Origin of the sequence: Clostridium sp., assembly GCF_021372645.1 — a bacterium.
In the GTDB taxonomy this organism is placed as follows: Bacteria; Bacillota; Clostridia; order Clostridiales; family Clostridiaceae; genus Clostridium.
On sequence record NZ_JAJFUC010000047.1, the window covers coordinates 1 to 21053 of the forward strand.

A 21053-nucleotide genomic window follows, 5' to 3' on the forward strand; every position below is an offset into this window, starting at 1 on the left:
AAAGATTTAGAATAAACTAGCATCTCGTGACGATGGCATAGAGGTAACACTCCTTCCCATTCCGAACAGGACAGTTAAGGTCTATAGCGCCGATGGTACTGCACGGGTGACTGTGTGGCAGAGTAGGACGTTGCGAGGTAATTGAAAGAGGTATAATACAAAATGATTTGAACAATCATTTTGTATTATACCTCTTTTTATGTTGTGTTTATATAACTATAAATTTTAGAATTTGAAGTGGCGCAAGGAACAAAGAATTTTCATAATAGAGATTTTAATAAATGGTTAAAATTGGATATATTCATAATTGAACTTCAAACTGGTAAAAAAGAAGATAGGTTAAACAATATGTTTTAGCTTCAAATGGAGGAAAAGTATTTACACGGGAAGCTATAATAGAAAGGATTTTTGGCATTGATTTTGAGGTTCAGATAGAGTCGTGGATGTTCATATTAAGAATTTACGTGTAGAGCTCCAAAACATATTGTTACTGTTATAAAAGGGAATTAAATAATAATGCAGCACTATAGCAGGGCATAATTATTATGAAACTGCCTGCATGATATCAGGTTTTAGGATAAGGATTTAAAATAAAGACATGCTGAATCCTACATTCATGTATGAATTAATTCTATATGGAAATCCTAAAAATGTAGAAGGAGTGATATTTATGGCTAATAAACATAAAACTACTAAAAAGAAAATGGCTTCACTTGGATTGAAAAAAACTTCAACTGGCGATTATACTTATATAGATCCAGAAGATAAAACAGGATCATATAAACCTGTAAGAAACAAGAGTGATAAGTAAATAATGAACTGCCTCATATTGAATTTGAAATTCTATTGAGGCAGCTTTACTAATGTATATAATGATTATCTTATATTAATATATAGCAAAATAGCATGGAAATTTTTGATGTTATTTTTAAAAATTTTCATATCCGCATAAAATCTTCATAACTTTTTATTATACTTAATATATGTAGAGGTAAATTATAATAAAATAAATTACTGGAACAAAATGCAGTAATTTAGTGGAGGGAAATATGAACATTAAAAGAGAGATTATTAAAGTTTATGACATGACATGTACTTCTTGTGAAGGAAGAGTAGAAAGAGCACTAAAGAAAGTTTCTGGAGTTATAAATTCAATGGCTAGTTATACTGCTCAGCAAGTAATTGTTTAATATAATAGTGATATTTGCACTAAGGAATAGTTCCTTTAATGCTAGTATTAATACATTAACACAAAATTTTTCGGGAAATGGAGCACAATGAGTTAAAGATGTGGTCAGGGATTAGATCTGATTATATTACAGCAAGAAGAGTGAAATAATAAAGAGGCAAATACCACATTAATGAATTTGTGATATATAATATAATAGTAATTACCCTCAGTAAATTACAACAAGGGTAAATGGAAGGAGAGATACAATGTACAGAAAACAAATTGAAGATTATTTTGCTATTCACAAAGATGAAATGTTAAATGATATATGTAGCATTATTAAAATAAAAAGTGATAGAGAAAAAGCAATACCTGGAATGCCTTTTGGAGAAGGACCGGCTAAAGCGCTAGAATTAGCATTAAATTTAGCACAAGAGATGGGATTTAAAACTAAGAATTATGATAATTATGTTGGAACTATTGATTTAAATGGAAATGAAAAAGGTTTAGATATTCTTGCTCATTTAGATGTAGTACCAGTTAGTGATGACTGGAAGGTTACAAAGCCTTTTGAACCTATTATAAAAGATGGAAAATTATATGGTAGAGGAAGTGCAGATGATAAGGGACCGGCAATTGTAGCCTTGTATGCCTTAAAAGCAGTTAAAGATTTAAATATACCACTTAGTAAAAACGCTAGACTTATTTTGGGGACAGATGAAGAGTGTGGTAGCGAAGACATTGATTATTATTATAAAATTGAAAAAGAAGCACCTATGACTTTTTCACCAGATGCTGAGTTCCCAGTTATAAATATTGAAAAAGGTCGTTTAGCTAGCAAATTTGAAGCACAGTTTGAAGAAGATGTTACTCTTCCTAGAATAGTATGTGTACAAAGTGGAGTTAAGGCTAATGTTGTTCCAGACAAAGCTAATGCTACAGTTGAAGGTTTTAATAAAGATGAAATTAAAAAATACTTAGAATCTACTGAACAGAAAACGGGAATAAAATTCACAGTACATGAAGAAGCTAATGGAAAGTTAATTATTTCTGCAAAAGGAAGTGGGGCGCATGCATCTACCCCTGATAATGGTAATAATGCATTAACTGGAATGTTAGAATTACTTAAAGATGTTCCATTTGCAAAGAGTGAAGGTTTTTATAGATTATGTGAAGTACAAAAATTATTTCCTCATGGTGATTTTAATGGTGAAGCTAGCCGTGTTAAAATGAGTGATGAAATATCAGGGGAATTAACTATTACATTAAATATTTTTGAATATACTACTAAAGGCTTTAGTGGTGTATTTGATTGTAGAGCCCCAATTTGCGCTACAAATGAAAATTTACGTGATGTTTTAAGAGATACTATGAAAAAAGAAAATATTAGTCTTTCTTATGATGATTTAGTTGAAGCACATCATGTAAGTGAAGATTCTGATTTTGTACGTACACTTTTAAAATGTTATGAAGAATATAGCGGTAAAAAAGGAGAATGTCTTGCTATTGGTGGGGGGACATATGTGCATCATCTTAAAAATGGTGTGGCATTTGGCTGTACAATGCTAGGGACTGAGAATAATATGCATGGAAATGATGAGTTTGCCAATATAGATGAATTAATACTAAGTGCTAAAATATTTACTCAAGCAATAATTGATTTATGTAAATAATATAATAAAAATTACCCTGGAGCTAAATTGCCATATGAAAATTTAATTGTAGGGCAATTTAGCTAATAAAAATGACTTTAAATAAGATAAAATAGTAAATTAGTTTTTGATTTTTTTATGAAGAATTACCCATTAAAATGGTACATTTCTCCTTGCATATGAATATCATGGTATTTGAAAGGAGATGGTTAGAAAAATGGATTTAGAAGGAAATGATTATTACAGAGATGTACAGTCTTTATATGATGAATGCAAAAGATGCCTGTACTATCATACTACTTTAACAATGACAGATGGAAGTACATTTGATGGAATTATTGAAAATGTTGACCCAGATCGAATTATCGTGTTAGTTGGTGAGGATGTAATGGAGCAAGATGGTGAAGATCAATCTGATGAACAACGACAATATCATGGTCGTCCTCGTCGTAGAAGAAGATTCAGAAGATTTAGACGTAGAGCTTTTCCACTTGCTAGTTTAGCTGCATTATCATTATTACCTTACCCTTACATTTATCAACCACCGTATCCTTATAATCCTTACTATAATTATTAGTAAGGAGTATGGAATAAATAGAGATACAGCAGTATTGTTGGTTCTTTTATAATTCAATGGATTATGGTTTTTATGATAGCTAAAACAATTTTGAGTAACTTTGAGAAAGGTTACTCAATTTTTATATTTAGCTATTTTAAACATTATATATATTTATTAAGTAGCAAAATGGTATAATATAAAACTAGATGTGATACATATTAAACAATATTCAAGAGATAAACAATAAAGAGAAAGGTGGATTTTAAATGGGGAAATTAAGAGTTATAGGAATAGGTCCTGGAAGTATCGAAAATATGAGTTTAAGAGCTTTAAAAGCAATTGAAGATAGTGATGTTATTGTGGGATACAATAAGTATATAGATATGATAAAAGAGTTAGTTAAAGATAAAGAATTATACTCAACAGGAATGAAAGGTGAAGAAGCTAGATGCAAGGAAGCCTTAAGTTTATGTAAAGATAAAAATGTAGCATTAATAAGTACTGGAGATGCTGGGATTTATGGAATGGCTGGATTAATTCTTGAACTTAGAGAAAATGAAGAGGTTGAAATAATCCCAGGAATAACTGCAAGTAGTGCAGCCGGTTCAGTAATTGGTGCCCCACTTATGCACGACAACTGTAATATTAGCTTAAGTGATCTTATGACACCTTACGAGGACATAAAAAAGAGAGTGAAATTAGCTGCAGAAGGAGATTTTATAATATCTTTATATAATCCTAAAAGCATAGGGAGATCAGAATACTTAAGAGAATGTATTGATATAATAAAAGAATTTAGACAAGATTCTACTCCAGTAGCAGTGGTAAGACATGCACTTAGAGAAGGACAAAGCTACAAACTGTTTACAATTAAAGATTTTGATACTGAAATAGTAGATATGATGTCAATCGTAATAGTAGGAAACTCAAAGAGTTATTATAAAGATGGAAAATTTATAACTCCTAGAGGCTATGAAAATAAGAGATAAAAGTAATAGGGAATTTCTAGAAAGTTATTTTTTAGATGATTTAGAATTGGAGAAAAAATGATTGGATTTATTTTAGGAACTTCAGAAGGAAGAAAAATTGTATCTTTAATAAATAAATATACAGATGAAATTGCAGTTACAACAGCCACAACTTATGGTGGTGAGATACTTAAAGAATTTAATATAAAGGTTTTAAATACAAAGCCTTTAAATAAGGAAGAAATGCTAAATTGGATAAAAGTGAATGGAATTAATGTTTTAGTTGATGCTTCACATCCTTATGCGCAGGAAGTCACTAAAACTGCTTTAGAATGTGTAAATGACCTTGAAATTCAATATGTGAGATATGAAAGACAAGGAGCATTAGAAAATATTGATGGTGAAGATATAGTAAGAGTTAAAAGTTATGATGAAGCTATTGATATTATAAAAAGAATAGAAGGAAATGTTTTAAATACAACAGGTGGGAATAATGTTTCTAAGTTTTTAAATTTGGATTTTAAATATAGAATTATACATAGGATTTTGCCATCACCTAAAGTTTTAACAAAGATAGTAGGATCAGGGATTAACATTAAAGATATTATTGCACTTCAAGGGCCAATATCTTATGAACTTGAAAAAGCTTTTATAAACCAATATGATGTTAAAGCAATTTTAACTAAGGATAGTGGAATTGAGGGTGGAGTATTAGAAAAACTTAAAGCAGTGCGTAAATGTAAAATAAAATTAATAGTAATAGAAAAGCCAAAGTTTAATTATGACTTAGCATTTAATGATGAGGAAAGTTTAGTAGAATTTTTAATAAAAAGAATATAAATATTAATAAGTTTAATAAATAATCCAGAAGAGAAACTTGTCCCTGAATTAGGAAGGGAAAGGTTTCTCTTAATTTTTTTATTTATTTAATATTAAAATTATAAATAGCATATATATAGGTTGTAATATATATTAGGAATATTCAAGAAAATAGCTTACTGTTAACCGTTTTCATCAAGATTATTTTTTATAATATATATTAAAAACTTTAGTATGATCATTTTAGAACATTTTTATATGGTCATAACTTATCTAATTATGTTATATTTAACAAAAAGGATATTATAGATAATGTGTACATGTTTTGTTATTAACGCAAATCAAGTTGTTATTTGGAATGAATTTTGATAATATTCAAGGAGTGGCGTTGACAATTACAAAATAGCATATAAGATGTTATCTGAAAAAGATAAAGCTTTTAGTTTTAAATATGAATTTGATGTACTACTTAATACTAAACAACATGGTGGAGATTATCATTAAGTGTTTTTTTTATTAGGAGAGAAAAAGTTAAATAATTGGGGGATACATAAAATGAATACTAATTTGGAGCAATTAAACAATATTATAAATGCAATAGACGATGTAAATAAAGAAATAATAAAACAGGCAGATAAAAGAATGATTTCACTTGCAAAGCCCTTAAAGAGTTTAGGGAAATTAGAAGAAATAGCAATAAAACTTTCTGGAATTACAGGTAAGGTAAAGAATCAAATTAATAAAAAAATGGTTATTATAATGTGCTCGGATAATGGTGTTGTTGAAGAAGGCGTTGCATCAGCACCGCAATCTGTAACCTTAGCTCAAACAATCAATTTTACTAAGGGATTAACAGGTGTTGCAGTTCTTGCAAAAGCAAATAATACAGAGCTTATGGTTGTTGATGTTGGAATTAACTGTAATTTTAATTATCCAGATGTAATTAATAAAAAGATAAGAAAATCTACTTATAATATTGCTAAAGGACCTGCTATGAGTTATGAAGAAGCTATAAAAGCAATGTTAATTGGATTTGAATGTGTAAAAAATGCAAAAGAATTAGGCTATGAAATTCTTGGTGTTGGAGAAATGGGAATAGGAAATACTTCAACAAGCAGTGCAGTTTTATCAGCTTTAACAGATATTAAAGTGGAATATGTAGTGGGTCGAGGTGGTGGAATTACAGACGAAACTTTTGAATGGAAAAAAGAGGTTATTAAGAAAGCTATAGAAATAAACAAGCCAATTAAAGAAGATCCAATAGATGTAGTGTCTAAAGTTGGAGGATTTGATATAGCAGCTATGGCAGGCGTATTTTTAGGTGCTGCTTATTATAAAATTCCAGTTGTTATAGATGGTTTTATATCAGTAGTTGCAGCACTTGTTGCTTTTAGACTAAATCCTAAAACTAGAGAGTATATGTTTACTTCCCATGGTTCAAGAGAACTCGGATTTAAAGTGGCGATGAAAGAACTAAACTTAAGCCCAATATTGAATTTAGATATGGCCCTTGGAGAAGGAAGTGGATGTCCATTAGCATTTTCAATAATTGATTCAGCATGTGCAGTAATGAATAATATGGCAACTTTTGAAGAAGCAGAAATTAATGATAGCTATTTAGATGAACTTAAAGCAATGGACAATTAATTTAACAAAAGGAATGCAAGAATAATTACTAAAGGAAATATTCGTAGTATTTTTAATGAAAATTTAGTGGAAAAATTCTTAAAGAAAGGAAGTAAGTTATGGAATTAGGTCTTATTCATATTTATTGTGGAGATGGAAAAGGAAAGACTACAGCTTCTATGGGACTTGGAATGAGAGCTGTAGGTAGAGGCAAGAAAGTTTTATTAACTCAATTTTTAAAAGACAATGAAACTGGTGAATTAAATTCTATTGAAAAACTTAGACCAAACTTTGAAATTTTTAAAGGAATTCCAGTAAATAAGTTTTTCAAATTTATGAGCACTGAAGAACAAATATTGACTAAGAATGAACATGCAAATAGATTTAGAAAAGTTACCCAAAAAGCTGTAGATGAAAACTTTGATTTACTTATATTAGATGAAATAATAGCGTCAACTAATTTAGATTTAATTTCATTATATGAAGTTGTAAAATTTCTTAAAAATAAGCCAGAGGGATTAGAAGTTATATTAACTGGAAGAAATCCTGATGAGAAGTTAGTTGAGCTTGCAGATTATGTTTCTGAAATTAAGGCTGTAAAACATCCATATGAAAAAGGCATAAATTCAAGAATAGGTATAGAAAAGTAAGGGATATTCAATGAATTATTTAATAATTGGAGGCTCTAAAAGTGGTAAATCTGAAGCTTCTGAGAAAATAGCGTTAACTTTAAACAAAGACAAAGTCATATACATTGCTACCATGAAGCCATATGATAAAGAAGATGAAGAAAGAATAAAGAAGCATATACAAAATAGAGTAGGATTAAATTTTATAACTTTAGAGGTGCAAAGAAATCTTCATGAAATAGTTAATAATATTAAATATAATGATACAGTATTAATAGATAGTATTACATCACTTTTGACTAATGAAATGTTTATAGAAAATAAAATTATAGAAAATCCTTCAGTAAATATAGTAAATGGACTAAAAAAAATTATGATAAAAGCTAAAAATACTGTGATTGTAAGTGATTATATATTCAATGATGCTATAAAATATGATGAAGTAACTGAAACTTTCAAAAAGGAACTAGCTATTATAAATAAAGAATTATCAAAGATTTCTGATAATGTTATGGAATGCAGCTTTGGCAATATAAGATATATTAAATTATGAGGAGAAAACTATTTTATGAAGAAATTATACAAAGGATTTATAATGGCACTAAGTATGTTTACTGTACTTCCAACACCATATATTGAATGGGATGATGAGGGTGTTAAAAATATGATGAAATTTTATCCAACTATAGGGTTGATAGTTGGAGTTATATGGATCATAGTATATTATTTAATTAGCATTTTAAATATCTCAATTATTTTAAAAAGTGTAGTTAGTATGATAGTGCCATTTTGCATTACGGGAATGCTACATTTAGATGGTTTTATGGATGTTTGTGATGCAATTCTCTCAAGAAGAGATAAAGAAGAAAAACTTAGAATATTAAAAGACTCTACAACAGGAGCATTTGCAGTAATATCACTACTAATTTTATTTTTTTTGCAATTTGGAGGTATATATTCTGTTTTAGAAAAAAATATTCCCTTTTACACAATTATATTAATTCCAATAGTAAGTAGAAGTGTTGTAGCATATTTTCTCTTAAGTAGAACCACAATAAAAGAAAGTACTCTTGGAACTTATTTTAAAAAAGGAACCAATATTCATGATAAAATTATTATGATAGTTTCATTAATATTAATGATTATAATTTCATTTGCGTTGTTAAGTTTTTATGGGATATTGTTAATTTTATTAATAATCTTAGGAATTACATGGGCCGTAGAAAAATGCAAAAAAGAATTTGGTGGAATATCAGGCGATGTTGCTGGATTTGCTTTAGTTGTAGGTGAGGTAATAGGAATATTAACTTTAGGCATAATCTCATGATTTTAGAGGTGATAATTAATGGTATTGATTTTTGGTGGAGCTTATAATGGAAAATTAGAATTTGTAAAAAAAAAATATGATATAGATAATGAAGAAATATTTTTCTGCACTGATCAGCATCTAAACTTTGATAAAAAGGTCTTATGTGGACTACATGTTTTCACAAGAGCTTGTGTTTTAAATAAAATTAGTTCACTGGATATTTTAGAAGCCAATATAAATTCGTTGAAAGATAAGATAATAATTTGTGATGAAATAAATTCAGGGATTGTTCCAATGGAAAAGTTAGACAGAGCTTGGAGAGAAGAAACAGGACATATGTTGCAATTCTTTACAAAACATTCTTATTCTGTATATAGAATATTCTTCGGACTGCAAGAAAAACTTAAGTGAGATAAGTGAGAGTCTAAATCTTGTATTTGGTTCCTCGAACTTAGTTAACTCGCGCATACGAGTTAATTTCTTTACAAAAAAAGATTTTGTGTGAATCACTGACTTAGTGAAAATCTATGAGTCAAGTTTTATTATAGAAAGGTGGGGAAACTTTAGTGATAAATTTGCATAATGATTTTATCACTAATAATAATTTATGAATGAAATTAAAGTATATTTAATTAGGCATGGAAAAACTTATTGTAATGAAAATAAGTTATATTGTGGAAAAAGCGATGTTGAGTTAGCTGAAACTGGAACTCAAGAATTAAAAGAAAACGCAAAAAAGAATAAATATCCAAAGTGTGATTTTTATTTTACCAGTGGAGCAAAAAGAGCAAATCAAACATTAGAAATTCTTTGCCCGGGAAATAAATATAATATTTTAGCAAAGTTTTTTGAATATGATTTTGGGGATTTTGAATTAAAATCATATGAAGATATAAAATTATTAAAAGAATACATAAGTTGGATAGGTGATAAAGAAGGCAATATAAAATGCCCAAACGGAGAAAGTAGAGCAGAATTTAGAAAAAGAATTAAAGAAGGCTTTACAGAACTTATAGAATATCTTATAAAAGAAAATATAAAAACAGCTTTTGGAGTAACCCATGGTGGAAGTATAGGTATGTTATTAGAAATGTTATATGATGATAAAAAGAAATTTTATGAGTGGCAACCTAAAAATGGAGAAGGATATGAATTAACTATAACTGCATCTAAAAATGGAAAGTTTAAAATAGATAAAGTAATTGAAAAAGGAGGCTTATATGATTGAGTTAACAATAGGCTTCATTTTAGATATAATAATTGGAGACCCAAATAACCCATTTCACCCTGTTAGGGGAATTGGATATGTTGCAAGAAAATTTGAAATAATATTTAGAAGCATCTTAAAAAAATATTTAAAATTCGCAGGACTTATGGTTTGGATGCTTACAGTTATGCTAACATTTATGATTACCTTTGAAATTGTTAATATAACTAAGGAATTGAATATTTATTTTGGTATTATTTTAGAAGGAATTTTAATATATTTTTGTATAGCATCAAAAGGTTTGGTGGTTGAAGGCTATAAAGTAATTAAGTTCTTGATAAACGATAATATAGAGGGTGCAAGAAAACAACTATCGTTTATTGTAGGGCGTGATACCGCAAATTTAAATAAAGAAGGAATAATAAAAGCAGTTGTTGAAACTATAGCCGAAAATATGGCAGATGGGATTATAGCACCTTTATTTTATGCAGGAATTTTTGGTGCACCTTTAGCTTTTGCATATAAAGCTGTTAATACATTAGATTCAATGTTTGGGTATAAGAATAATAAATATATAGATTTTGGATATTTTCCAGCTAAATTAGATGATATCTTTAATTATATTCCAGCCAGGATAACAGGAATATTAATAGTAATATGCGCTGCAATATTAAGATATGATTATAAAAACAGTTTTAAGATATACAAAAGAGATAGATATAATCATACAAGCCCCAATAGTGCTCATCCAGAAGCGGCTATAGCTGGAGCACTCGGATTACAACTTGGAGGAGCAAACTACTATTTTGGAAAACTTGTAGAAAAGCCTGCCATAGGTGATAACCTTAATGAAATTCAGATTAAAGATGTTTATAAAACAGCTAAAGTTCTTTATTTATCTTCTTTTATAGGATTTGTGCTTGCTTTAGTAATTAAAAGCTTAATAGTAATGTTATTTAGCTAGTTAAAATTTACAATTAAAATGGTAGCACAATTTAACTAACACGATAACTTAAGTTACTATTTTATTTGATGTGTGTAATTTGAACATAAATTGATTGTACAATGGACAAGGGAGGAAAGTTATGGCGAGTTTTGGTCATGGTGGAAATGCAAAAGAAATAAGCAGAGACAATAAAATGGAATATGATAAAATACTTGACTTTTCAGCCAATATAAATCCATTAGGAATGCCAAGTAGTGTAAAAAAGGCAATTATAGAAGGTTTAGATGAAATTGAGAAATATCCAGATATAACTTATTTTGAACTTAAATGTGCAATAGGAGAATTTGAAAATATCAATAAAAATAATTTAATATTAGGAAATGGAGCAGCAGATGTCTTATTTAATGTAGTCAGAGGAATTAATCCAAAGAATACACTTATTTTAGCACCAACTTTTTCAGAATATGAAGAAGCAACAAAAGCTATAAATGGTAATATTATTTATTATAAATTAAAAGAAGAAAATAACTTTTATATACAAGAGGATATTTTAGATTATATAAATAGTGAGTTAGATTTAATGTTTATATGTAATCCTAATAATCCAACTGGAGTTGCAACTACAAAAGATTTATTAGTAAAGATTTTAATTAGGGCAAAGAAGAATAATGTTATGGTGATAATAGATGAATCCTTTTTAGATTTTATAAAAGGAAACTTATCAATGATTTCTTACATAAATGAATATGAAAATTTAATTATAATAAAATCATTAACTAAATTTTTTGCACTTCCAGGTATAAGAATTGGATATGGAATATGCGGTAATATAGATTTAAAAGAAAAGATAGAAAAGATATCTCCAGCATGGAATATAAATATTTTAGCAGAAATAGCTACCAAAATTGGAATTAAAGACGATAATTATATAAGGAAATCTATAAGCTTCATAGAAGCTGAGAAAAATCGTTTATATAGTGAAATAAAAGAAATAAAAGGATTAAAAGTCTATGAACCAAGTGTAAATTTTATTTTCTTAAAAACTCTTATTAAAGTAAATTTAAAAAGTGAACTCTTAAAGAATAACATCTTAATAAGAAGTTGCAGTAATTATGAAGGATTAGATAATAATTATTACAGGATTGCAGTAAGAACACATGAAGAAAATTCTATATTAATAAAGAATATAAGAAATATATTTGAAGTATATAAAAATGAATAGTAATATAAATATAAGACAAGAGTAAGTATTTTAAAAATCAAGTGAAGAACTATCAGCAGAATTTCAAATCAAGGCATTTGAAAGAAAATAACAAGTAAAGGATATGATGTTTATTTTATCTTAAGACAAAATAGACTAGTATACTGGATTGGTATTTTTTTCGAAGCTGTCTAAATAAAAGAGTAATGATGAGGTGAGATAACATGAATAAAGAAAAAGTTGTGATTTCATTCAGTGGAGGTAAGGATAGTACTTTATCTTTATATAGAATGATAAAAGGTGGTTATAAAGTAATTGGGTTATTAGTTACATTTGACAATCAAAAGGATTCATGTTTCCATAGAATACCGAAAAATATTTTACAAGAAGTTTCAAAGGAATTAGAAATTCCACTAATTGAAGTCGACTGTAGTGACGAGAAAGTTTATGAAGAAGAATTTGAAAGAACATTAAAAAGTGCAAAAGATAAGGGAGCAGAAATTTGTGTATTTGGAGATATAGATATAGAAGCTCATAAAAAATGGTGCTTAGATAGATGTAATGTAGCAGGAATGAAAGGAAAGTTTCCTTTGTGGCAAGAAGATAGAGAAAGCTTGACTAATGAATTTATAAATTATGGATTTAAGGCTGTAATTAAAAAAGTGAATTTAAAAAAATTAGGAGAAGAATTTCTTGGAAAAGAATTAAATAAAGAAGTTGTTAATGAAGTGAAAAAACTAGGATGTGATCCAAGTGGTGAAAATGGGGAATATCATACATTAGTGTTTGATGGTCCAATATTTAAGCACGGGATCAAATTCAATAAAGTTAACAAAGAAATAATAGGAGAATTTGGATACTTAACAATTGATAAGTCATAAATTCAATTAATAATTCAGTAGAGATAATTTTATATTTGATATTGATCATTGAAATTTTAATATTGGCAATTGAAAGGGGGATATAAATGAATAAGAAAAGTATAATATTTTTAGGTACAGCATCTTCTGTTGGGAAAAGTACTCTAGTAACAGCCCTATGCAGATACTTAAAAAATCAGGGCTTAGATGTGGCTCCTTTTAAGGCTTTAAATATTTCATTGAATTCTTATGTTACAAAAGATGGGTTAGAGATGGGACGAGCGCAAGTAGTTCAAGCTGAAGCTTGCAAAATAGAGCCAGAGGCTTTAATGAATCCAGTTTTATTAAAGCCTAGTGGTGATTATACACAAGTAATAGTAGAAGGTAAAGTTTATTGTAACATCGAGCCGTATAAATATAAAGAACTTAATAAGGAACTAAAAATAAAAGTAAATAAGGCTTATGATAAGTTAAGTAAACAACATGATATTATTGTCCTAGAGGGTTCAGGGAGTTGTGCTGAAATTAACTTAAAAGATAGTGATATTTCTAATATGGCTATGGCAGAAATGGCCAATGCACCTGTAATTCTAGTTTCAGATATTGATAGAGGAGGAGTTTTTGCATCAATTGTTGGAACAATTTCATTATTATCAGAAGAAGAGAGAAACAGGGTAAAAGGTGTAATAATAAATAAGTTTAGAGGTAATGTAGAATTATTTAAACCTGCTATAAAGCAATTAGAAGATATAATAAATATTCCTGTTCTTGGAGTCATGCCTTATGAAAAATTTGATATTGAAGATGAGGATAGTGTAACTGAAAGAATTAAGAATAAAGAGGAAGAGGGAACTTTAGATATCGCTGTTATTAGGCTTTTACATATGTCAAACTTTACTGATTTCAATGTTTTAGAAAGAATAGAAGGCGTGACAGTTAGATATGTTGCAAAGCCTAGTGAATTAAAAAATCCGAATTTAATAATAATTCCTGGGACAAAGAATACAATTGATGATTTGAGAAATATGAAAGAGAATAAATTATTTGATAAAATAAAAGAACTAAAAGAAAATGGAACATCCATATTCGGAATATGCGGTGGGTATCAAATACTTGGGACTTTAGTTCTTGACAAACTAGGTGTAGAAGGGAATATCTCTCAAGAAGAGGGATTTGGTTTTCTTGATATAAAAACAAGATTTAATGAAACTAAAATTACAAGGCAAACCAAAGGCGAGATTTTATGTGATCTTAAATTAGTAAAATCCATAGAAGGAAATATAATAAGTGGTTATGAAATTCATAATGGAATAAGTAAAGTGGGGAAAAAAGCAATTCCATTTATTAAGGACTTAGAGGGAAATGTTGTAGGAGTGTGTGATAAAGAAAAAATGGTGGCAGGAACTTATCTTCATGGTATATTTGATTCAGAGGATTTTATAAACTTATTTATAAAATCACTTAAAGAAAGTAACGATATAATAATATCAGAAGAAGCAATTATAGGAAAAATAAATGAGTATAAAAATAATGAATACGATAAGTTGGCAAAGTTTTTTAAAGAAAATATAGATATGAATAAGTTAAGAGATATAATAGAAATTTGATTAGGGGTTGACGGCATGATAACAGAAACAGAAGATAGACTATTGAAATATATAGAAGATCGTGCAAGAGAAAATATTAAGGGTCAAAGTTTTTTTAGAATGACAGATGTATTGGAGCATGCTTTTTGGTTATCTGAAGAGAAGTCATATGAGGTTTTGAAGAATATAATGTCAAGAAAAAATATAGGTAATTCTAAAAATGATATTATAAATGAATACATTGACATGTTAAAAAAAGGATATATTTCAATACAAGAACAAGTGGATGTATTTGGTGGAGATAAAATATCAAGTATAGTGAATACTGCAGAAAAAAGATCTAAAATATATAAAGGAGGAACATTTTTTGATGTACTTAGAGAAGTTTATAAAATTTTAGATGATGATATTATTGATATAACAGAAAAATATTTAAAGTTTCTAAATTCTCCATCATTCGTATTTAGATTAGATAAGGAAACATTTCATAAATTTTTGCAATCAGATTTAGAAGAATTAGATAAACAATTTGATAGATTTGTTAAATTATAATAAGACCGTATATAACTAAGGAGGCAATTTATTATGGCAGTGGATAATCAAGAATTATTTAAGTATATAGAAAAACGTGCAAAATATAATGTTAAGGATAAGAAATTTTTTAGAAATACAGATATATTAAAAGAAGCATTTTTAATACCAGAAGATAGAGCATATGAAATATTGAAAGATATAATGTCTAGAAAAAACATTAAAAATACTAAAGAGGCAGTTATAGATGAATATATGAATATGCTAGGATATGGATATGCTTCATTAAAAGAACAAGTGGAATTATTTGGAGGACATAAATTGTCTGCTATAAAGAAAGAAGCAGAGTATAAATTTAGAAAATTTAAAGGAGGAACTATTATAGATATTCTTAAAGAGGTTTATTGTGTAGAAGATGAAGATATAACTTCTTTAATTATGAGATATATGGAATCTTTAACATCAGAAGAATTTGCATTTAAAGTAAACATAAATACTTTTCATAAATTTCTAGAAGAGAATCTGGATGAACTGGATAAACAAGCAAAAAGATATGGTATTTAAAATTAATACAATAAAATCAATAATTTCTTTATCTGAATTATAAAGAAATTATTGATTTTATTGTTTACATTAATATTCTAAGTAACATACGTCAGGATGGCAGAATAATAAAAACTTACATAAATCAATTTATTTTAAAACTCTAAGTATCGCTAATAATATAAGTAGTACCCCTGAGAGCCAAGTTAATTCAAAAGGTAATTTTTGAGCAAACTTCCTTCCAAGAAATACGCCAAGGGATACTGAAAGAATTCCTATAACAAAGCATAGTATTAAAACTTCCATATAATTAATACTACATAAACTAGAGCCAAATCCAACTGCAAGACTATCTAATGATAATGCTAGAGCTAAATAAAATGATTCTTTAACATTTAAACATTTAGAGTTATCAAAGTCAGCTTTAATTTCATCTGCATAAACCTGCAAAACAAATTGAAAATCAAAAATTTTGAAGGTCAGTGGACTTTTAGATTTAGAGCATTTTGATATATATGCCTTAAAAATATATTCAAATAATCGATATATTCCAATGGCCATTAAAAGTAAAAATCCTAAAGTTGTAGGAAGATTACCAGGAAGAAAGCTTTTAAATATAGATCCAATAAATAAAGAGCAAGCAAGGGTAAGAGTACATACTAAATTTAGTATTATTACAGATAAAGGTGGGATGCGAATTTTAGAAGTACCATAAGCAATACTTGCAACAAAGGAATCTATACATAAAGATGATACTAATAATAGGGATTCAAGCATAAATATTACCTCATAAGTTTCTAGATATAATTCATAATATGAAGAAAAACTACTTTTAGTTACAAAATTAGAGGTATTATATTTATAAAATCATTAATCCAGCAGATTTTAAATAAATTTCTATGGCAACAAGTTAAAATTAAAAATAAATATTTTATGTTATAATTAAAAAGAATGAAAATATATAAGTTAATGGTTAGATATTTAGTTGAAATATATAGGAATAATATTTTTATATAAATGGGGGAGAAGCATGTACAAATTAATTGCATTAGATATGGATGGAACATTACTTACTACAGATAAAAAAGTCTCAGAGAAGACTGAAGCAGCTATAAAAGCAGCAGAAGCAAACGGTGTTAAAATAGTGTTGGCTTCAGGAAGACCTTTGATTGGATTAAATAGATATTTAGAGGAACTAGATTTATTAAAAGGTGAAGATTACGTACTTAGCTTTAATGGAGGATTAGTTCAAAATACTAAGACTGGAGAAATTGTGTCAAAGGTTTCTCTGAAAGGATCAGATTTAAAATACATATATAAAATAAGTAAAGAACTTAATATTAATATTCATGCTTTTTCTGCAAAAGATGGATTAATAGCACCTAAGACTAGTCAATATACAGAATATGAAGCAACAATGAATGGAATTGATATTACTATAAAGGATTTTAATGAAGTTGATGATGAGGAAGATATTATAAAGGTTATGATGATAGATCCACAAGAAATACTAGATCCAGCTATAGAGAAACTACCTAGTGAAATTTATGAAATGTATAGTGTATTTAAAAGTTCACCATTCTTTTTAGAATTTACTCATAAAGAAGTAGACAAGGGTCTTGGATTAAAAAAGCTTGGTGAATATCTTGGAATCAAAAGGGAAGAAATAATTGCTTGTGGAGATGCTGGCAATGACTTTTCAATGATTAAGTATGCTGGACTTGGAGTTGCTATGGGAAATGCAATTCCAGAAGTTAAAGAGACAGCTAATTTCATTACCACATCAAATGATGAAGATGGAATAGCAAACGTAATAGAAAAATTTATTTTAAATTAGTCTGTTTAAAATAATTGGGAGGAGTAGGTATGAGATTAATTCCAATTGAAAGTGTAAGGCATAATACTGTATTAGGTAAAGCTCTATATGATTTTGAAGGTAGAGTTTTATTGAAGGATAAGATTGTTTTAAGAGAAATGGCTATTGAAAATATAGGATTATGTATCAAGAAATAAATTTTTGAATGTTAATGGTAGAGTTTATAGCTTAAATCAAATTACAGATAAATATATCATCCTTGAATCTTTGAAAATATCCAGCAACTATATAGATAAATGTAAAGAATACGAATATAGATATGTATGCAAAGATTTTAAACCCATGCATTTAGAAATAAACAATAAGTATTTTAAAGGAATATTATGTATATATGATTGGTATTTGGGATTAGAATGGGAATATTGGCAACTTTAGGAGGATAAGCTATGAGATTGGTTCCAATTGAATATGTAAGACCTAATACAGTACTTGGCAAATCACTATATAATATTGATGGTAGAATTTTGCTAAGAGCTGGAGTGGTTTTAAGAGAAAATACAATTGCAAAAATAAAACAAATAAATATTTTATCAATATATATAGTAGATAAATATAGTACTGAAGAAATTGAAGATATTATTAAACCAGAATTGAGGCAAAAGGCAATTATAACTATAAAAGAATCCTTTTCCAATATAGGAAGACTTAATACTACAAATCAAGTAAGGGAGAAGGAAAGCGATTATACATGGCAAGAGCAAAGTTATTTTTATAATATAGGCAAAATGGCAGTAGATTTGATAAATGATATATTAAATCATAAAGACGTAATGCTTGCGCTAGTGGATATAAGAAGTATGGATAACTATTTGTATTCTCATTCAGTAAATGTTGCAGTAATATCTCTTACAATAGGTATCGCATTTAAATTGCCAAAGAAGAAATTAGAGGCTCTTTGTATAGGAGCTTTAATTCATGATATTGGGAAATCATTACTCCCAAAAGAAGTTTTATATAAACAGAATAAACTAAATGAGGAAGAACAAGAAATAATGAAACAGCATCCAAGGCTTGGATATAAATATTTGTCAAGTACGTACAATATAAATAGTTTGAGCAAATTAATAGTTCTTCAACATCATGAAAGACCAGATGGAAAAGGATATCCAGATGAATTAAATGTAGATAATATTCTTGATTTAAGTCATATTGTAAGTATTGCCGATGCGTATGATAATTTATCAACAGATTTGCCAGAAAAAAGAGCAATGTTTCCAAGTGATGTTTTAGAATATTTAATGTCACATGCAGGAACAATGTTTGATTATAATATTGTTAATGCTTTTTGCAAAATAGTAATTCCATTTCCAAAAGGAACTATTGTAGAAATTAGTACTGAAGAGGTTGCTATAGTTGAAGAAACAACACCAGGGTTTCCATTAAGACCAACTGTAAAGATAATTGAAAGTCCAAGAATAAGTAGAGTAGGTATAAAAGTTGATTTGATCAAAGAAATTTCGATAGTTATTACTAAAGTCAAATATGAAGCACTGTAATAGTATGATACCAAGATGAAATTTTGACCTTGGGTATCCATATTTAGAGATATTCAAAAAAATAACAAGTTAAATATACATCGCATATTTGACTTGTTATTTTATTTCATATCACTTATTCACAAATGTTTATAAACTTAAAGTTAACAACATCGAATAAACCCTTATCTGTAATTTTCAAATCTGGTATTACAGGTAATGATAGAAATGATAGTGTTAGAAAGGGATTAAATTCAATACTCGGAGCTATTACCTTAATAGCAGAATGAAGATTTTCTAAATCAGATTCAATCTCAGTATATTTTCTATTAGTCATAAGGCCACCGATTTCAAGTCTAATACATGCAAGAACAGTTTCATCTTTAACAACTATTATTCCACCATGCATTTTTTCTAGTTCTTTAGCTGCAAATAACATGTCTTTATCATTTGTTCCAGCAAGTATTAAATTGTGTGAATCATGAGCAATTGTAGTTCCGATTGCACCTTCTTTAATTCCTAAGCCTTTTAATATTCCAAGACCTATATTCCCAGAAGCATTATGTCTTTCTATGACAGAAATTTTTATTAAGTCATCTTTTGGTGAGCATTTAAAAAAATCATGTTTATTATCTTTCATTGAATCAATATGAGAAATGCTGAGTTTTAAGTGAATGCTTTCTAACTTGTTTGGAATTATTTCAATTATATTTAATTTTTTTGAATATCCATTTGAGATATTAATCTTAAAACTATCTTCAGTTAATATTGGAAGATGAATAGAATTATTACATGCATGTTTTATATGACATTCTTTTGCTGAGCCATCATTATAATTAATAAGTTTACCATTATTTACAACAAGTAGTCCTTCTTTATAAACCTTAGATATTTTAAATTCCTCCAAATTATCTAATAAAACAAAGTCAGCAATATATCCAGGAGCAATTGCACCCTTGTTATTTAACTTGTATATATTAGATGTATTAATAGTTGCCATTTGAATAGCTGTTTCAGGCTTAAAACCAGCTTTTATTGCATAAGTAATAGAACTATTAATGGAGCCATTATTTGCAATATCATCTATATGTTTATCATCAGTACAAAAACAAAATCTATTGCTATTGCTTTCATTAACTGCTGGTAATAATTCTTTCAAGTTTTTAGCAACGCTACCTTCTCTAATTAAAATGTACATACCGCGTCTAACTTTTTCAAGAGCTTCTCTTGCATTATTACATTCATGATCAGTCAAGATATTAGCACTTCTATAGGTATTTGTCATCATAGGTGTGAGACCCGCTCCATGTCCATCAATAACTTTATTATTAGTGATAGCATCATAAATCTTATCAATCATATTTTCTTCACAATTTGATACTGCAGGATAATCCATAACTTCAGCTAAGCCTAGAACGTTATCATTTTTATAAAAATTCTTTAAGTCTTTAGCAAGTAAAGTTGCACCAGAACTTTCAAAACTAGTGCCTGGGACACAAGATGGAAGCATAAAGTATATATCAAAAGGAATTTTCTTTGATAAATCAAGCATAAAGTTTATGCCATCAATTCCCATTACGTTTGATATTTCATGGGGATCTGCAATAACGGATGTAATTCCATTTAATAAGGCAACTTTAGAGTACTCAGTAGGTGTGACTAAGCTGGATTCAATATGACAATGAGAGTCAATAAGACCAGGACAAATGTATTTATTAGTACCATCTATAATTTCCTCACCGTCGTAATCGCCAATTCCTACAATATAACCATCTTTAATACCAATGCTATTTACAAATCTATCTTTATTAAAAACATCAATTATAGTTACATTTTTAATTACTAAATCACATTTTATACTTCTATTAGAAGCTTCAATCTTATTTTTTAATATTTGTTTATTCAAAATAATTTCCTCCTTTTGCAAATTTTTAATTACTACATGTAGTATATACGGTAAAATATATTTCTTAATTATAGCAAAGTTGATTAATATTGTAAAAGCAAAAAGGATTAAATAAATATAATTTTTGTATGTAACTAAACACTTGTTATACAAATATATATTAAAAAGTATTTGAATATATTTGATAAA

24 protein-coding genes and 1 rRNA gene are annotated in these 21053 nt (G+C 28.0%); 23 read left to right on the forward strand and 2 right to left on the reverse strand.

The window, feature by feature from the left end; translation table 11 throughout:
• The first annotated feature begins 22 nt into the window (after positions 1–22).
• The 19 genes from rrf to LLF98_RS08100 all read left to right on the forward strand — a co-directional run bounded on the left by rrf (position 23) and on the right by LLF98_RS08100 (position 15628).
• Positions 23–139: ribosomal RNA gene (rrf, locus tag LLF98_RS08005) — 5S ribosomal RNA — on the forward strand.
• 531 nt (positions 140–670) lie between these two features.
• Positions 671–811 (forward strand): hypothetical protein, encoded by a 141-nt coding sequence (locus LLF98_RS08015; protein WP_291702578.1) that lies wholly within the window; start codon positions 671–673, stop codon positions 809–811.
• 238 nt (positions 812–1049) lie between these two features.
• Positions 1050–1190, forward strand: a complete 141-nt coding sequence (locus LLF98_RS08020; RefSeq protein ID WP_291702580.1) for a heavy metal-associated domain-containing protein — start codon at positions 1050–1052, stop codon at positions 1188–1190.
• Positions 1191–1437: 247 nt separating this feature from the next.
• Positions 1438–2844, forward strand: a complete 1407-nt coding sequence (gene pepV / locus LLF98_RS08025; protein ID WP_291702582.1) for a dipeptidase PepV — start codon at positions 1438–1440, stop codon at positions 2842–2844.
• A gap of 196 nt (positions 2845–3040) precedes the next feature.
• On the forward strand, positions 3041–3400 hold the full coding sequence (locus tag LLF98_RS08030) for a hypothetical protein (RefSeq protein ID WP_291702711.1): 360 nt from the start codon (positions 3041–3043) through the stop codon (positions 3398–3400).
• Positions 3401–3648: 248 nt separating this feature from the next.
• On the forward strand, positions 3649–4371 hold the full coding sequence (cobJ, locus tag LLF98_RS08035; RefSeq protein WP_291702584.1) for a precorrin-3B C(17)-methyltransferase: 723 nt from the start codon (positions 3649–3651) through the stop codon (positions 4369–4371).
• Between the two features lie 57 nt (positions 4372–4428).
• The gene (locus LLF98_RS08040) at positions 4429–5190 is read left to right on the forward strand and encodes a cobalt-precorrin-6A reductase (RefSeq protein ID WP_291702586.1); all 762 of its coding nucleotides are present in this window, start codon (positions 4429–4431) and stop codon (positions 5188–5190) included.
• Positions 5191–5724: 534 nt separating this feature from the next.
• Positions 5725–6816 (forward strand): nicotinate-nucleotide--dimethylbenzimidazole phosphoribosyltransferase, encoded by a 1092-nt coding sequence (gene cobT, locus LLF98_RS08045; RefSeq protein ID WP_291702588.1) that lies wholly within the window; start codon positions 5725–5727, stop codon positions 6814–6816.
• Positions 6817–6914: 98 nt separating this feature from the next.
• Positions 6915–7445, forward strand: a complete 531-nt coding sequence (locus tag LLF98_RS08050) for a cob(I)yrinic acid a,c-diamide adenosyltransferase (RefSeq protein ID WP_291702589.1) — start codon at positions 6915–6917, stop codon at positions 7443–7445.
• Between the two features lie 10 nt (positions 7446–7455).
• Positions 7456–7977, forward strand: a complete 522-nt coding sequence (locus LLF98_RS08055) for a bifunctional adenosylcobinamide kinase/adenosylcobinamide-phosphate guanylyltransferase (RefSeq protein WP_291702590.1) — start codon at positions 7456–7458, stop codon at positions 7975–7977.
• Between the two features lie 15 nt (positions 7978–7992).
• Positions 7993–8751: an adenosylcobinamide-GDP ribazoletransferase gene (locus LLF98_RS08060; RefSeq protein ID WP_291702591.1), complete on the forward strand. Its 759-nt coding sequence runs from the start codon at positions 7993–7995 to the stop codon at positions 8749–8751.
• An 18-nt stretch (positions 8752–8769) separates the two neighbouring features.
• On the forward strand, positions 8770–9144 hold the full coding sequence (locus LLF98_RS08065; protein ID WP_291702592.1) for a bifunctional adenosylcobinamide kinase/adenosylcobinamide-phosphate guanylyltransferase: 375 nt from the start codon (positions 8770–8772) through the stop codon (positions 9142–9144).
• Between the two features lie 196 nt (positions 9145–9340).
• Positions 9341–9961 carry a phosphoglycerate mutase family protein gene (locus LLF98_RS08070; protein ID WP_291702593.1) on the forward strand — a complete coding sequence of 207 codons (621 nt, stop codon included), beginning with the start codon at positions 9341–9343 and terminating at the stop codon, positions 9959–9961.
• On the forward strand, positions 9954–10904 hold the full coding sequence (cbiB, locus tag LLF98_RS08075; protein ID WP_291702594.1) for an adenosylcobinamide-phosphate synthase CbiB: 951 nt from the start codon (positions 9954–9956) through the stop codon (positions 10902–10904). The genes LLF98_RS08070 and cbiB overlap by 8 nt, the downstream gene beginning before the upstream one ends.
• 121 nt (positions 10905–11025) lie before the next feature.
• On the forward strand, positions 11026–12108 hold the full coding sequence (locus tag LLF98_RS08080) for a histidinol-phosphate transaminase (RefSeq protein WP_291702596.1): 1083 nt from the start codon (positions 11026–11028) through the stop codon (positions 12106–12108).
• Positions 12109–12311: 203 nt separating this feature from the next.
• Entirely contained in the window at positions 12312–12968 is a 657-nt protein-coding gene (locus tag LLF98_RS08085; protein WP_291702597.1) for a diphthine--ammonia ligase, read from the forward strand.
• A gap of 86 nt (positions 12969–13054) precedes the next feature.
• Positions 13055–14554: a cobyric acid synthase gene (locus tag LLF98_RS08090; protein WP_291702598.1), complete on the forward strand. Its 1500-nt coding sequence runs from the start codon at positions 13055–13057 to the stop codon at positions 14552–14554.
• Positions 14555–14569: 15 nt separating this feature from the next.
• Entirely contained in the window at positions 14570–15085 is a 516-nt protein-coding gene (locus LLF98_RS08095; protein ID WP_291702599.1) for a hypothetical protein, read from the forward strand.
• Positions 15086–15118: 33 nt separating this feature from the next.
• Positions 15119–15628, forward strand: coding sequence for a hypothetical protein (locus tag LLF98_RS08100; RefSeq protein ID WP_291702600.1), 510 nt, complete (start codon positions 15119–15121; stop codon positions 15626–15628).
• A gap of 129 nt (positions 15629–15757) precedes the next feature.
• Here the strand turns inward: LLF98_RS08100 and ytaF are convergent, their stop codons facing one another.
• Positions 15758–16384, reverse strand: coding sequence for a sporulation membrane protein YtaF (gene ytaF / locus LLF98_RS08105; protein WP_291702601.1), 627 nt, complete (start codon positions 16382–16384; stop codon positions 15758–15760).
• A 253-nt stretch (positions 16385–16637) separates the two neighbouring features.
• Here ytaF and yidA point away from each other — a divergent pair, with 253 nt between their 5' ends.
• From yidA to LLF98_RS08125, 4 genes are read left to right on the forward strand one after another with little or no spacing between them, the layout of a single operon-like run.
• Positions 16638–17444 carry a sugar-phosphatase gene (gene yidA, locus LLF98_RS08110; RefSeq protein ID WP_291702603.1) on the forward strand — a complete coding sequence of 269 codons (807 nt, stop codon included), beginning with the start codon at positions 16638–16640 and terminating at the stop codon, positions 17442–17444.
• Between the two features lie 29 nt (positions 17445–17473).
• A complete protein-coding gene (locus tag LLF98_RS08115; protein WP_291702605.1) occupies positions 17474–17620 on the forward strand; it encodes a hypothetical protein in 147 nt (48 codons plus the stop codon).
• A gap of 4 nt (positions 17621–17624) precedes the next feature.
• Positions 17625–17858 carry a hypothetical protein gene (locus tag LLF98_RS08120; RefSeq protein ID WP_291702606.1) on the forward strand — a complete coding sequence of 78 codons (234 nt, stop codon included), beginning with the start codon at positions 17625–17627 and terminating at the stop codon, positions 17856–17858.
• An 11-nt stretch (positions 17859–17869) separates the two neighbouring features.
• Positions 17870–18979, forward strand: a complete 1110-nt coding sequence (locus LLF98_RS08125; protein WP_291702607.1) for an HD-GYP domain-containing protein — start codon at positions 17870–17872, stop codon at positions 18977–18979.
• A 115-nt stretch (positions 18980–19094) separates the two neighbouring features.
• Here LLF98_RS08125 and ade read toward each other — a convergent pair whose 3' ends face one another.
• Positions 19095–20864, reverse strand: coding sequence for an adenine deaminase (gene ade / locus LLF98_RS08130; protein ID WP_291702608.1), 1770 nt, complete (start codon positions 20862–20864; stop codon positions 19095–19097).
• Positions 20865–21053 lie beyond the last annotated feature (189 nt).